This is a genomic window from Oceanicola sp. 502str15 (genome assembly GCF_024105635.1).
GTDB lineage: Bacteria > Pseudomonadota > Alphaproteobacteria > Rhodobacterales > Rhodobacteraceae > Vannielia.
The window spans coordinates 209,631-222,810 of the sequence record NZ_WYDQ01000001.1 but is presented as its reverse complement, the minus strand read 5'-3'; the positions used below and the strand labels follow the sequence as shown (position 1 = coordinate 222,810).

The 13,180-nt window shown below is 68.8% G+C and carries 13 protein-coding genes; 4 read left to right on the top strand and 9 right to left on the bottom strand.

What is annotated here, in order from left to right; all coding sequences use genetic code 11:
• Positions 1–4: 4 nt before the first annotated feature.
• From GTH22_RS01070 to GTH22_RS01055, 4 genes are all read right to left on the bottom strand, one after another.
• A complete protein-coding gene (locus GTH22_RS01070) occupies positions 5–364 on the bottom strand; it encodes a hypothetical protein (protein ID WP_252942698.1) in 360 nt (119 codons plus the stop codon).
• Positions 365–497: 133 nt separating this feature from the next.
• Positions 498–995: a MarR family winged helix-turn-helix transcriptional regulator gene (locus tag GTH22_RS01065; RefSeq protein WP_252942697.1), complete on the bottom strand. Its 498-nt coding sequence runs from the start codon at positions 993–995 to the stop codon at positions 498–500.
• A gap of 265 nt (positions 996–1,260) precedes the next feature.
• The gene (locus tag GTH22_RS01060) at positions 1,261–1,530 is read right to left on the bottom strand and encodes a succinate dehydrogenase assembly factor 2 (protein WP_252942696.1); all 270 of its coding nucleotides are present in this window, start codon (positions 1,528–1,530) and stop codon (positions 1,261–1,263) included.
• Entirely contained in the window at positions 1,527–1,934 is a 408-nt protein-coding gene (locus GTH22_RS01055; protein WP_252942695.1) for a helix-turn-helix domain-containing protein, read from the bottom strand. Before GTH22_RS01055 ends, GTH22_RS01060 begins: the two co-directional genes overlap by 4 nt.
• A gap of 95 nt (positions 1,935–2,029) precedes the next feature.
• Between GTH22_RS01055 and GTH22_RS01050 the strand changes: the two genes are divergently transcribed.
• The 4 genes from GTH22_RS01050 to GTH22_RS01035 all read left to right on the top strand — a co-directional run bounded on the left by GTH22_RS01050 (position 2,030) and on the right by GTH22_RS01035 (position 8,275).
• Positions 2,030–3,232, top strand: a complete 1,203-nt coding sequence (locus tag GTH22_RS01050) for a pyridoxal phosphate-dependent aminotransferase (RefSeq protein ID WP_252942694.1) — start codon at positions 2,030–2,032, stop codon at positions 3,230–3,232.
• 187 nt (positions 3,233–3,419) lie between these two features.
• Positions 3,420–4,079 carry an ABC transporter ATP-binding protein gene (locus tag GTH22_RS01045; RefSeq protein ID WP_252942693.1) on the top strand — a complete coding sequence of 220 codons (660 nt, stop codon included), beginning with the start codon at positions 3,420–3,422 and terminating at the stop codon, positions 4,077–4,079.
• Between the two features lie 133 nt (positions 4,080–4,212).
• A complete protein-coding gene (locus tag GTH22_RS01040; RefSeq protein ID WP_252942692.1) occupies positions 4,213–6,612 on the top strand; it encodes an FtsX-like permease family protein in 2,400 nt (799 codons plus the stop codon).
• 433 nt (positions 6,613–7,045) lie between these two features.
• Positions 7,046–8,275 (top strand): lipocalin-like domain-containing protein, encoded by a 1,230-nt coding sequence (locus GTH22_RS01035; RefSeq protein ID WP_252942691.1) that lies wholly within the window; start codon positions 7,046–7,048, stop codon positions 8,273–8,275.
• A gap of 75 nt (positions 8,276–8,350) precedes the next feature.
• Here GTH22_RS01035 and GTH22_RS01030 read toward each other — a convergent pair whose 3' ends face one another.
• The 5 genes from GTH22_RS01030 to GTH22_RS01010 form a co-directional block, all read right to left on the bottom strand.
• On the bottom strand, positions 8,351–9,562 hold the full coding sequence (locus tag GTH22_RS01030; RefSeq protein ID WP_252942690.1) for an ABC transporter substrate-binding protein: 1,212 nt from the start codon (positions 9,560–9,562) through the stop codon (positions 8,351–8,353).
• A gap of 80 nt (positions 9,563–9,642) precedes the next feature.
• Positions 9,643–10,347, bottom strand: coding sequence for an ABC transporter ATP-binding protein (locus GTH22_RS01025; RefSeq protein WP_252942689.1), 705 nt, complete (start codon positions 10,345–10,347; stop codon positions 9,643–9,645).
• Positions 10,337–11,110, bottom strand: a complete 774-nt coding sequence (locus tag GTH22_RS01020) for an ABC transporter ATP-binding protein (RefSeq protein ID WP_252942688.1) — start codon at positions 11,108–11,110, stop codon at positions 10,337–10,339. The genes GTH22_RS01025 and GTH22_RS01020 overlap by 11 nt, the downstream gene beginning before the upstream one ends.
• Positions 11,107–12,027, bottom strand: coding sequence for a branched-chain amino acid ABC transporter permease (locus tag GTH22_RS01015; RefSeq protein WP_252942687.1), 921 nt, complete (start codon positions 12,025–12,027; stop codon positions 11,107–11,109). The genes GTH22_RS01020 and GTH22_RS01015 overlap by 4 nt, the downstream gene beginning before the upstream one ends.
• Positions 12,024–12,890, bottom strand: coding sequence for a branched-chain amino acid ABC transporter permease (locus tag GTH22_RS01010; protein ID WP_252942686.1), 867 nt, complete (start codon positions 12,888–12,890; stop codon positions 12,024–12,026). The genes GTH22_RS01015 and GTH22_RS01010 overlap by 4 nt, the downstream gene beginning before the upstream one ends.
• Between the last annotated feature and the right edge of the window lie 290 nt (positions 12,891–13,180).

Here is a 13,180-nt window from a genome sequence, read left to right as displayed (position 1 = left end):
ACCGCTACCGCACGCCGGCTTTTCGCTGACCTTCAGCCGCTTTCGCTGCCTTCCAGTGGCTTTCGATCCCTTCCGGCGGATTCCCGATGCCCTCCGGTGGCTTCCCGATGCCCTCCGGCAGGTTCCCGATGCCCTCCGGTGGCTTCCCGGTGCCTTTCGGTGGCTTCCCGATCCCTCCCGGTGACTTCCCGAAGCCTTCCGGCGGCTTCCCAATCCCCTCCGGTGGCTTCCCGATCCGTTCCGGTGGCTTACCGATGCCTTGCGGTGGCTTCCCGGCGCCTTCCGGCGTCTTCCCGGCGGCTTCCGACTGCTCCCCGATGCCTCCAGATGCCTTTCGGTGGCTGTAGATACCTTCCCTAAGCATTCGGTGGCCCCAACGGAGCGCAAGAGCCGGTCTGCGTGCAGCACAGCGCCGCAGAAATCTCGGCACAGCGGCATCAGGTCCACCCGTTCCGGCGGGCTCACCCCCCGAAACAGGCCGGCCTTCCGGCCCCGGCCTAGTAGATGTAGCGGATCTGCTCGCCCCAGTAGCGCTCCATGCGCCGCAGGGCGGCGGTGATCACCTCCAACCCGTCGAGGTCGATGACACCGCTGGTCTGCAGCCCCTCGGCATGGCGCTCGAACAGCTCGGCCACGAGGTCGCGAATGTGGCGCCCGCGTTCGGTGAGCCGCACCCGGACCGAGCGCCTGTCGATCTCGCAGCGCTGATGATGCATGAACCCCAGTTCCACCAGCTTCTTGAGGTTGTAGCTCACGTTGGAGCCCTGGTAGTAGCCGCGCGACTTGAGCTCGCCCGCCGTCACCTCATGGTCGCCCACGTTGAACAGCAGCAGGGCCTGCACCGCGTTGATCTCCAGCACGCCGACGCGCTCGAACTCGTCCTTGATGACATCGAGCAGCAGGCGGTGGAGCCGCTCCACCAGCGCCAGTGTTTCGAGATAGCCGCCCATGAAACCCTGCCTCAGGCTGGGGGCGACAGGGGAATGGATGCTCATGGCATTCTCCGCCAGTTCTTGTCTGGCACCCCTTGTGCGTTCGAAACCCTTAGAACTCGTTAAGTCCGATCAATTTTTCTGCAGTTCATCGGAGCTTGTGAGGCGATGTTCGGGAAAATTGTCCGTTGGCAGGGCCGTTGAACACCGAGAAACGCGACGGAGTCTGCACGCGAAGGCCGGCCAATCCGACCGGGCCTCCAGCGGATTACCTTCAAAAAGGCGCCTCCGGCCGCCGCCTTTCAGCAACGCGCCTCCGGCAAATCCTTCAAAGACGCGCCTCCGGCGCGATTCTCCTCAGCATCGCCACATGCACCTCCGGCGGCGCCTCAAGCCCCGTCACCCAGCGCAGCAGGTCCTGATCGGCCTCCTCCATCAGCGCCTCCAGCGCATCCAGCTCGCTGTCGGCCAGCCCCGCCATCTCGCTGTCGGCAAAGCCGCCCAGCAGCAGATCCATCTCCTTGATCCCGCGCCGCCAGGCCCGGATCTTCAGCCGCTTCAGCCGCACCTCGCGCGGCTCGGTCCCAGCCTCGCTCACCGGCTCGCCTCCAGCGCCGCCTCGAGACGGACCTCCAGCCGCTCCAGCCGCTCGGCCTGCGCCGACATCTCGCCGCGCACGGCCCGAATCTCGGCCAGCAGACCGGCCAGCTCGGCCGGGGCCGTCGCCGGCACCACGCCCTCTGGCAGCGGTGCATCAATTCCGGGGCCCTCGCCCGAGAGCAGCCAGCGCATCGACACGCCGAGCATCCCGGCCAGCATCTGTAGCTTGTTGGCCCGCGGCTCGCTGGCATCGCCTTCCCAGCCCCGCACTGTCTTGGCCTTCACGCCAAGCCGCTCCGCCAGCTCCTTCTGGCTCCATCCCATCGATTCCCGCGCGCCGGCGACCCTGTCTCCAAAGGTTGCCGTCTCGGCGTCAAACCAGCCGCCTGTCTCGCTTTCCATCTCAAGTCCTCTCCGCCCCGGACCGCTTTGGCGCTTGAACGCCACACCGCCGGGGCCTACTAACGGCCCCGTCTGCATACAGCCCGGAGCCCATCATGGCATTCCTCTCCGACACGCTCTCGCGCGTGAAGCCTTCGCCCACAATCGCCGTCTCCAACCTCGCCGCCGAGCTGAAAGCCGCGGGCAAGGATGTGATCGGACTGGGCGCGGGCGAGCCCGATTTCGATACGCCCGACAACATCAAGCAGGCGGGCATCAAGGCTATAACAGAGGGTCGCACCAAATATACAGCCGTTGACGGCATTCCCGAGCTGAAAGCGGCAATCTGCGCCAAGCTGAAGCGCGACAACGGGCTGGACTACGAGCCCGCACAGGTCTCTGTCGGGACCGGCGGCAAGCAGATCCTCTACAACGCGCTGATGGCCACGCTGAACCCCGGCGACGAGGTGGTGATTCCCGCGCCCTACTGGGTCTCCTACCCCGACATGACCCTGCTCGCGGGCGGCACCCCCGTCACGGCCGAGGCCACCGCCGAGACCAACTTCAAGCTCACCCCCGAGCAGCTCGAAGCCGCGATCACCCCCAAGACCAAGTGGCTCATCTTCAACTCGCCCTCCAACCCCACCGGGGCCGGCTACACATGGGACGAGCTGAAGGCGCTGACCGACGTGCTGCTGAAGCATCCCCACGTCTGGGTGATGACCGACGACATGTACGAGCACCTCGTCTACGACGACTTCGAGTTCTGCACCCCGGCACAGGTCGAGCCCAAGCTCTACGAACGCACCCTCACGGTGAACGGCGTCTCCAAGGCCTATGCCATGACCGGCTGGCGCATCGGCTATGCCGCGGGGCCCAAGGAGCTGATCGGCGCCATGCGCAAGATCCAGAGCCAGAGCACCTCCAACCCCTGCTCGGTCTCGCAATGGGCCGCGGTCGAGGCCCTGAACGGCCCGCAGGACTTTCTGGCGCCCAACAATGCCACCTTCAAGCGGCGGCGTGACCTTGTGGTTGCCATGCTCAACGAGGCCGAGGGCATCACCTGCGCCACGCCGGAAGGCGCCTTCTACGTCTACCCCGACGTGGCCGGCTGCATCGGCAAGACCACCGAGGGCGGCAAGAAGATCGAGAACGACGAAGATTTCTGCACCGCCCTGCTCGAGGAAAAGGGCGTTGCCGCGGTGTTCGGCGCGGCCTTCGGCCTCTCGCCGAACTTCCGCGTGAGCTACGCCACCTCCGACGAGAACCTCAAGGAGGCCTGCACCCGCATTCAGGCCTTCTGCGCCGGACTGTCGTAAACCAACCCATGCCGCCCGGCTTCCGCTGAGGGAGCCGGGCCGGTCCCCAAGCGCAAGACCAGAGCGCGCTTCCCGGCACAGCGCCCGCCCCACGCGAACCGGCCCGCGCGCCGGCGCCAACCGGCCCCCGCGCCCCAGCGCCGCACCCCACTTCCCTTCCGGCCCTGCGCAATACATCCTCCCCGTCATGCTTCTTGCCGCCAAGGATCTCCACAAGGCCTTCCCCCTCCCCTCCGGCGGCCAGCAACCCGTGCTCTCGGGCATCTCCCTCACCCTCGCCGCGGGCGAAACCCTCGCCCTCACCGGCGAGAGCGGCTCCGGCAAGTCGACCCTTCTGCACCTGCTCGCCGGGCTGGACCGCCCCGACAGCGGCACAGTCACCCTCAACGACCTGCCGCTCTCGGCCCTCCCCGATGCCGCCCGCGCCGAGGCCCGGCGCAGCCACATCGGCCTCGTGTTCCAACAGTTCAACCTGATCCCATCGCTCGACGTGGCCGCCAACCTCGCCTTTCAGGCCCGCCTCGCAGGGCGCCACGATGCGCGCTGGTGCGCCACCCTCGCCGAGCGCCTCGGCCTCGCGCCCCACCTCTCGGCCTGGCCCGAAACCCTCTCGGGCGGACAGCAGCAGCGCCTCGCCATCGGCCGGGCGCTGGCGGCCCGCCCGCCGCTGATCCTTGCCGACGAACCCACCGGAAACCTCGACGAGGAGAACGCAGAGGCCGTGCTTGCCCTCATGCTCGAGCTCGCCGCCGAAACCTCCGCCGCCCTCGTCATCGTCACCCACTCGCCCCGCGTCGCCGCCGCGATGTCGCGCCGCCTGCACCTGTCGCGCGGCCAGCTCGCATGACCCCGCAGGGCCCATCCCGCGCCCCCGGGCAAAGCCGCCCGAACCGGCGCACCCCCCCGCGCCGATCGGCCCGCATCTCCCCGAGCCGCCAGCCCGCAGCCCGCCCCCAAGCCCGCCACCGTGGCACGCTGCCATGACCCGCGCCGCCCTCGCCGCCCTGCTCTCCCACTGGCGCCGCCACCCCGGCCAGCTCGCCACGCTCCTGCTCGGCATCGCCCTGGCCACCGCCCTCTTCTCCGCCGTGCAGGCGATCAACGCCGAGGCCCGCGCCTCCTATGCCGCCTCCGAGGCCACCCTCTCCCCCGACACCCCAGACCAGCTGACCGCCCCGGCAGGCCGCATCCCGATGCAGACATTCCTCGACCTCCGCCGCGCGGGCTGGCAGGTCTCCCCGGTCTGGGAGGGCACCACGCCCGAGGGCCTCACCGTCAAGGGCTACGATTTCCTGACCCTCCCCATGGGCAGCCTCCCCGCGCTGGCGCCCACCCTCGCGCAGATGCCGCCCGCCGCCCTCATCACCCTGCCGCCCCCCGCATGGGCCGCGCCCGAAACCCTTGCCCGCGCGCCAAAGGCAACCCCGGCCCCCGGCCTGCCCCCGGACACCCTCATCACCACCATCGACGGCGCCATGGCCCGTGCCCCCTCCGGCGCCATCACCCACCTGCTGATCGCCGCCGACACGGCCCAGCCCCTCACCCGCCCGAAGCTCGAAACCATCGCCCCCGGCCTCACCCGCACCCGCCCGCAGGGCGGGGCCGAGATCGCCCGGCTCACCCGCAGCTTCCACCTCAACCTCACCGCCTTCGGGATGCTCTCCTTCGCCGTCGGCCTCTTCATCGCCTACGGCGCCATCGGGCTGGCCTTCGAGCAGCGCCGCCCGATGTTCCGCACCCTGCGCGCCCTCGGGCTCTCCACCCGCCTGCTCGCCGCGCTCACGCTGGCCGAGCTGACCGCCTTCGCCCTCGTCGCGGGCAGCGCGGGCCTCGCCCTCGGCCATGTCACCGCTGCCGCGCTGCTGCCCGACGTCTCCGCCTCCCTGCGCGGCCTCTACGGCGCAGCGCTGCCCGGCCAGCTCGCCTTCCGCCCGGCCTGGGCGGCCACCGGGCTGGCCATCGCCCTCGCAGGCACCCTCGCGGCCGGCACCGGCTCGCTGCTCGCGCTCGCCCGCCTGCCCATCCTCGCCTCCGCCAAGCCCCGCGCCTGGGCCCGCGCCTCCTCCCGCAACCTCGCGCTACAGGCCGCCGCAGGCGTTGCACTGGCCGCAGCAGGCGCCGCCGCCGTGCCGCTGGTCGGTGGCCTGCCCGGCGGCTTCGCCCTGCTCGGCGGCCTGCTGCTCGGCGCCGCCCTCGCCCTGCCCGCCCTGCTCGCCGCGCTCCTCGCCGCCGCCCAAGGCCTTGCCCGCCGCCCGCTCTCGCAATGGCTCTGGGCCGACGCCCGCCAGCAGCTCCCCGGCCTCCGCCTCGCACTGATGGCCCTGCTTCTGGCACTCGCCACCAACATCGGCGTGGGCACCATGGTCAGCTCCTTCCGCCTCACCTTCACCGGCTTCCTCGACCAGCGCCTCGTCTCCGAGCTCTACGTCACCGCCCGCTCGGAAGAGGAAGCCACCCGCCTGCGCACCTTCCTCGACACCCGCCCCGAGGTGCAGGCCACCCTGCCGATCTGGCACGTCGACATCCCGCTGGCCGATCAGGGCACCGGCGAGCTCTACGGCGTGGCCGATCACGCAACCTACCGCAACAACTGGCCCCTCCTCACCGCCGTCCCAGACGCGTGGAACAGGCTCGCCACCGGCGATGCGGTGATGATCAACGAACAACTCGCCCGCCGCGCCGCCCTCGCCCCGGGTGACACCTTCCAGCTCGCACCCGACTGGCGCGCCGAGATCGTCGCCACCTATTCCGACTACGGAAACCCAGCGCCCCAAGCCATCACCTCCACCGAGGCCCTCACCGCCCGCTTTCCCAACGTGCCCAAACTCCGCTATGGCCTGCGCGTCGCGCCCTCCGATGTCCCGGCCCTCACCGCCGCCCTCACCGACACTTTCGGCCTGCCCCCCACCGCCCTCGTGCCCAACGCCGAGATCAAGGCCTACTCGCTGGCCATCTTCGAGCGCACCTTCGCCGTGACGGCGGCGCTGAACGCCCTCACCCTCGGCGTCGCGGCACTGGCGATCCTGACGGCCATGCTCACCCTCTCCACCATGCGCCTGCCCCAGATCGCCCCGGTTTGGGCCATGGGCACCACCCGCGCCCGCCTTGCCGCGCTGGAGGCGCTGCGCACCCTCGCCCTCGCCGCCTTCACGGCCCTGTTTGCCCTGCCCCTCGGCCTCGCGCTGGCCTGGGCGCTGCTTGCGGTCGTCAACACCGAAGCCTTCGGCTGGCGCCTGCCGATGTTCCTCTTCCCCGGCCAATGGGCGCTGCTCTTCGCCACCGCCATAGCCGCCGCCGCCCTCGCCTGCGCCTGGCCGGTGATCAAGCTCCGCCGCACCCAGCCCTCCGCCTTCCTCAAGACCTTCGCGAGCGAAAGATGAGCCACATCCGTAAGGCGGGACTTGTCCCGCCGCGCCCCCGCAACCAACCGCAGCTCACCCGGCGTAGGGCGGGACTTGTCCCGCCATCGCCCAACGCCCGCCTTTCCCGCCTCGCCACGGTCGCCGGGCTCTCCGCCCACGTCGCCCGCACTTGCGCCGCGCCGGTGATCAAGCTTCACCGCCCTCAAGACTTCCGGGAGCGAAAGATGAACTACAACCGCAGGGCAGAACTTGTCCCGCCGCTCCCGAGCACCCAACCGAAGCTCACCCAGCGTAGGGCGGGACTAGTCCCGCCATCGCCCAACGCCCGCCTCTCCCACCGCACCCCGCGCACCGGGCTCTCCGCCCACGCCACCCGCACTTGCGCCGCGCCGGTGATCAACCTCCACCGCACCCAGCCCTCCGCCGTCCTCAAAACCTCCGCGAGCGAAAGATGAACCACACCCGTAGGGCGGGACTTGTCCCGCCGCGCCCCCGCAACCAACCGCAGCTCACCCAGCGTAGGGCGGGACTTGTCCCGCCGCGCCCCAGCCCCCAACCGCAGCTTGCCCAGCGTAGGGCGGGACTTGTCCCGCCATCGCCCAACGCCCCCCTCTCCCGCCGCGCCCTGCTCGCCGGGCTCTCCACCCTCGCCGCCGCGCCCCTCACCGCCACGGCCCAAGGCTTCGCCGGCCTCGGCACCGATGCCTCCGGCTTCGCCCTGCCCTCCCCCGACACCCGCCTGCAATTCCCCGCCGACCACGGCCCCCACCCCGATTTCCGCATCGAGTGGTGGTATCTCACCGCCACCCTCACCGGCCCCGACGGCACCCCCTACGGCATCCAGTGGACGCTGTTCCGCTCCGCCCTCGCCCCCGCAGAAGCCGAAGGCTGGTCCTCGCCGCAGATCTGGATGGCCCACGCCGCCCTCACCACGCCAAACGCCCATTATTCCACCGAGCGCCGGGCGCGGGGCGGCATCGGGCAGGCCGGCGTCACCGCCGCCCCCTTCGCCGCCTGGATCGACGACTGGCACATGGTCGCCAACGGCTCCGGCACCGGCGACGAGCTCGACGCGCTGAGCCTCACCGCCTCCGCCCCCGATTTCGCCTATAAGCTGCAACTGCAAGCCACCGGCCCGCTCGTGCTTCAGGGCGACAAGGGCTACTCGGTCAAATCCCCAAGCGGTCAGGCCAGCCACTACTACTCGCAACCCTTCTACGAGGTGACCGGCGCCCTCACCCTCCCCAGCGGCGAGATCCCCGTCACCGGCAATGCCTGGCTCGACCGCGAATGGTCCTCCCAGCCCCTCGCCGAGAACCAGGCCGGATGGGACTGGATCTCGCTCACCTTCACCACCGGCGCCCGCCTCATGGGCTTTGCCCTGCGCGCCACCGACGCCACCACCTTCACCTCCGCCACATGGATCGCCCCCGACGGCACCCCCATCCCCTACGGCGATGGCGCGCTGCGCCTGACCCCGCTGGAGGGCAGCGCGCCGCCCACCCGCTGGCGCGTCGAGCTGCCGGCCCAATCTCTCGACGTCGAAATCGACGCCCTGCGCGATGACGCCTGGATGGAGGTCTCCTTCCCCTACTGGGAAGGCCCGGTCGCCATCACCGGCAGCCACCAGGGCCGCGGCTACCTCGAAATGACCGGCTACACCGCGCCGCAGGGCGGATGAGGCCCGCCGCCACCGCGCACGAAAAACGGGCCGCCAGTTTCCTGACGGCCCGCCTTTCATTGCGCCGATCCGAGATCACTCGAAGGCGGAGGCCGGGTAGAAGGTGTCATCCACCCAGGCGCCATCGACCGCCTTCTTGACCATGTAGGCCCCGGCCGGCGTGCCGCTCTCGTCCAGCGTCAGCGGGCCGGACGCGCCCTCGTAGTCCACGTCCTTGCCAGCCGCGATCGCCTCCTTGGCCGCCGCGAAGGTCGAAACCTTCTCGCCGCCCTCGGTCACATCCCGCAGCACCGCATTCAGCGCCTCGCCGGTGCAGCCCTCGGCCGCTTCCAGCGAGATCGCGGTCAGCATGGCCATGTCGTAGGAGTTGGCGGCAAAGGGGCCTGGGGCCTCACCGGTCTTCTCCATGGTCAGCTCCGAGAAGGCCTTGAACTCGGGCAGCGAGCCGTCGGCCTCGGCAATCTCGACATAGGCCTTGTCGTTCAGGATCCGCGGATCGACCGAGGTGAAGACCTCCGGCACCGCCAGATCCGCAGTCAGCAGCCACTCGCCCTCGAACCCGCCCGAAGCGGCCTCCTTGAGCACCGTCACGCCAGATTCCTGCCCGCCCGCGAGGTAGATCGCATCGGGGTTGTTGGCGAGCACCGAGATCAGCTCGGCCTGGTAGGAGGGCTGACCGGGGTTGTAGATGATGAAGTCGGTCAGCTCGATCCCGGCCGCCTCCACGGCCTCCTTGGCCACCTGGGCCGGGGAGATGGTGGATTCCTCGTTCTGCACCAGGAAGGCCACGCGCTGATACCCCTTCTCGGTCAGCCACAGGCCCGAGGCCGCGCCGTCGCCAAGATCCGAAGACACGGTGCGATACACGTAATCGCCGCCGATCTCGTTCAGCGTGATGGTCCCGGCATAGGGCGACATCATCGGCGTCATCTTCCGCTTGGCCAGATCGACCAGCGCCACCATCTCGCCCGACGCCGGCCCGAGAATGGCAACGGCGCCCTCGGTGTCGATCATCTTGGTGGCCTCGCGGATCGCCTGCTCGGCGCTGCCGCCGGTATCTGCCACGGCAATGGTCAGCGGGCCGCACTTGGTGCCACCGGCCGCGTTGATCTCGTCAACGCCGAGCTGCACGGCATCGGCCACGATCTTGCCGAACTCGCCAAGCTCGCCGGTGAGCGGCACGAGCACGCCCACGGTCACACCCTCGCCCTCGGCAAAGGCAGGGGCAGCGGCGCCGAAGGCCACCGAAAGCGCCGTCACGGCGGTCATTGTCTTGCTGAAAGTCATCTCTGGTCTCTCCTTGCTGGTTTTGGCTTTTGTTCAAGGTGCCCGCCCGGCCTGCCGGACGGACGGGTTTGCATCTCGGCTCAGTGCTCCTGCAGAAGCATGGCCTCCAGCCGCCCCGGTTCGAGCAGTGCCTCGCTCGGGAGGGTTTCGCGGTTGCGCCCGGCGTCGAGCATCCAGGTGGTCCGCGATATCTTCAGAATTTTCTCGGGGTTCTGCTCGACCACCCAGATCACGCTCATGCCGCCCGCCGAGAGCTCGCAGATCCAGTCCACGATGCGGTCGACGAAGATCGGCGCGAGCCCGGCGGTGGGTTCGTCGAGGATCAGAAGTCTGGGCGAGGCCAGCAGCGCATTGGCAATCGCCAGCGTCTGCCGCTCGCCGCCCGAAAGGGTCGAGGCCTGCTGCCGCGCCCGCTCCTTCAGGATCGGAAAGCGCCGGTAGGTCTCTTCGATCAGCGCCTCGCTGCCCGGAAACGACAGGCCGGAGGCGAGCAGGTTGTCGCGCACCGTCATCTCGCCAAAGGTGTTGTGCTCCTGCGCGACATAGCCGATGCCCGCGCGGATCGCCTTCAGCGCTGTCAGCCCGCCCTGCGGCGCGCCCTCGATGGCGATCTCTCCCGCGCTGGCAGGCAGATGGCCCGCGATGGTCTTCATCAGGGTCGATTTGCCGGCGCCGTTGGGGCCCAGCACGCAGGTGATCTCTCCCGGCTCGGCCACCAGATCGACGCCATGCAGGATCGTCACCTTGCCATAGCCGCTGTGCAGCCCGTTCACTTCAAGCTTCATGGTCGGCTCCCAGGTAGGCGGCAATCACTTCGGGGTCGCTGCGGATCTCGTCGGGGGTGCCCTTTGCCAGAAGCGCCCCGTTCTGCAGCACGACGATGCTGTCGGCCAGCTGCATCAGGAAGCCGAGGTTGTGCTCGACCACGATCAGCGTGGTGCCGGTAGCGTGCAGCTCTGCGAGAATGGCGGAGAGCTTGCCCTGAAGGGTCGGGTCGACCCCGGCCGTCGGCTCGTCGAGCAGCAGGATCTGCGGCTCGCGCACAAGCTGGCGCGCCACCTCCAGCATCCGCAGCTCGCCGCCCGACAGGTTGGACACGCTGTCGTTGCGCCGCGCCATCAGCCCGACCCGCTCCAGCGCCGCCTCCGCCTTGCCGGTCAGCGCCTTCTCGGCCTGGGTCCAGCGGCCCAGAAGCGCCGCCAGCGGCCCCTCCGCCTCATGCTCCAGCCCGACCATCACATTGTCGATCACGCTGAGGCTTTCGAAGGCGCGGGGCGTCTGAAAGGTGCGCCCGAGGCCGAGCGCGGCGGTTTCGGCGATCGAGAGCGCCGAGAGGTCGGTGCCGTCGAAGGTCACCTTGCCCATGGTCGGGGTGAGAACGCCCGAGATCAGGTTGAAGGTGGTCGACTTGCCCGCGCCGTTCGGCCCGATCAGGCCGAGAAAGCCGCCGCGCTTCAGATCGAAGGTCAGCCCGGCCTCGCCGCCCACGGCGCGGAAGCCGTTGAACTCCTTCACCACGCCGTCAAGTTGCAGGATCGTATCGCTCATGCCTCGGCCCTCCGCGAAAGTTTTTCCCAGGGCTGCCAGCGCAACACGATGATGAAGAGAATGCCGGTGATGACCTCCTCCACCGAGGCGGCAATCTGCGCCGAGCGCACTGTCTCGAAGGGGATCATCCGCACCGCCTCCTGAAAGAACACCAGCGCCAGCGTGCCGAGGATCGCGCCAAGGATGGTGCGCTCCCCTCCCAGCGCGAGGGCGATCCAGACGAAAAAGGTGATCTCCGCGGTGAACAGCGCCGGCGCAACCAGCGTGGTGATCATCGCGTAGAGCGCCCCGGCAAAGCCGATCGGGATCGCCGAGATCACGAAGATCTGCAACCGCACCCGCGCCGTCTGCTTGCCCACGCTCTCGGCGGCCACTTCGTCGTCGCGGGTGGCGTCGACAAGGCGGCCATAGGGCGAGGAGAGCAGGCGATGAAAGATCCATGCCGTCAGCAGCAGCAGCAGGCAGGCGGCAATCGCATAGGCCAGCGTGTCGTCGAGCCCGATCACCGAGGGGTCGGGCCGCTCGACATTGGCCATGCCGACGCTGCCGTTGCCGATGCGGCGCTCGTTCAGCAGCACCGAATGCAGCACCTCGGCAAAGGCGAAGGTGGTGAGCGCAAGGTATTCCCCGCGCAGCCGCAGCGTCGGCCAGCCGGTGATGAGCGCAAAGAGCATCGCCGCCAGCCCGGCCACGAGAAAGCCGACCCACCATGGCGCGTTCAGCCCCACCGCATACTGGTCGAGCCCCGAAGGCGGCTCCTGGGTGACGATGGCATAGGCATAGGCGCCGGCCGCAAAGTAGGCCACCGTGCCGAAGTTGATCATGCCGCCGCGGGCATACTGAAGGTTCAGCGAGACGGTCAGCACCGAGAACATGGCGCCGAACATCAGGGTCGAGAGGACAAGCGAGTAGATCATTTGGCAGACGCGCTCCCTGCAAGGCCCTGCGGCCGGACCAGAAGAACAAGGATCACCACCGCAAAGGCGATCAGCGGGCGGTAGCCCGCCGGGATCCAGAACACCGAGACATCCATCGCCACGCCCACGATCAGCCCCGAGAGGATGACCGCATAGAGCGAGCCCAGCCCGGCAAGGATCGCCACGGCGAGGATCTGGAGGATCTGGTGAAAGGCGATGTCGGTGGAGAGCGTGGCGATGACGCCAAGCATCACCCCCGCGATCCCCGCCATCCCCGAGGAGATGAGCCATGTCGCCCGGCTGGTCTTGCGCACGTCGATGCCGCGCGAGGCTGCAAGGTCGGGATTGGCCGACATCGCCCGGATCGCAAGGCCGGTGCTCGTCTTGTTGAGGAAAATCGCCAGCGAGGCGCTGGCCAGAATGGCGAGCACCACCACGAGGATCTGGTAGTCGGTGATCCGCAGCCCCCAGAAGCGGTAGCTCGAGGCCAGCGGAATATCGAGCGTCCGGATCCCCGTGCCGATCAGCGCATCCACCGTCCCGCCGATCGCATAGGCCACGCCGACGGAGGTGATGAGCATGACCGAGGGGCCGAACCGCCGGATCGGATCATAAACCACCCGCCCGATCACCAGCCCCACGCAGGCGGTAAAGACGATGGCCACGATCGCGGCAACGAAGATGTTCACCCCCAGCGGCTTGTTCAGCGCCCATGTGGTGAAGGCCGACACGCCGAGCAGCTCCGCGTGGGCAATGTTCAAAAAGCCCTCGACCCGGCGGGTGAAGGAAAAGCCGATGGTGGCGAGGATCAGGAAGCAGCCGGTCACGATGCCGGTCAGAAAGAATTGGGCAAAGAGCGTCATGTCGGCGCCCCTGCCCGCTCGGCCTGCAAGTCGCGCCGGACACAGGGGGTCTTCTGTCCCTGCCTCCAGACGTTCGTCTGTGGGTAAGTCATCATATCTCCGTTCGCGTTTTACGGAGTATGCTTCGTTATTTTTGATCCTCAAAGGGTGAATTTCACCCAACCGCCCGAGATTTCCACAACTGCCTGAAAAATAATCGCATTATTATTCAGTATGCCCCCTATTACGGCGCCGAACACGCCTCTCGGGGGGCGGTCAGGCCGGGTGAAGCGGGGCAAAATCCCCGCGCC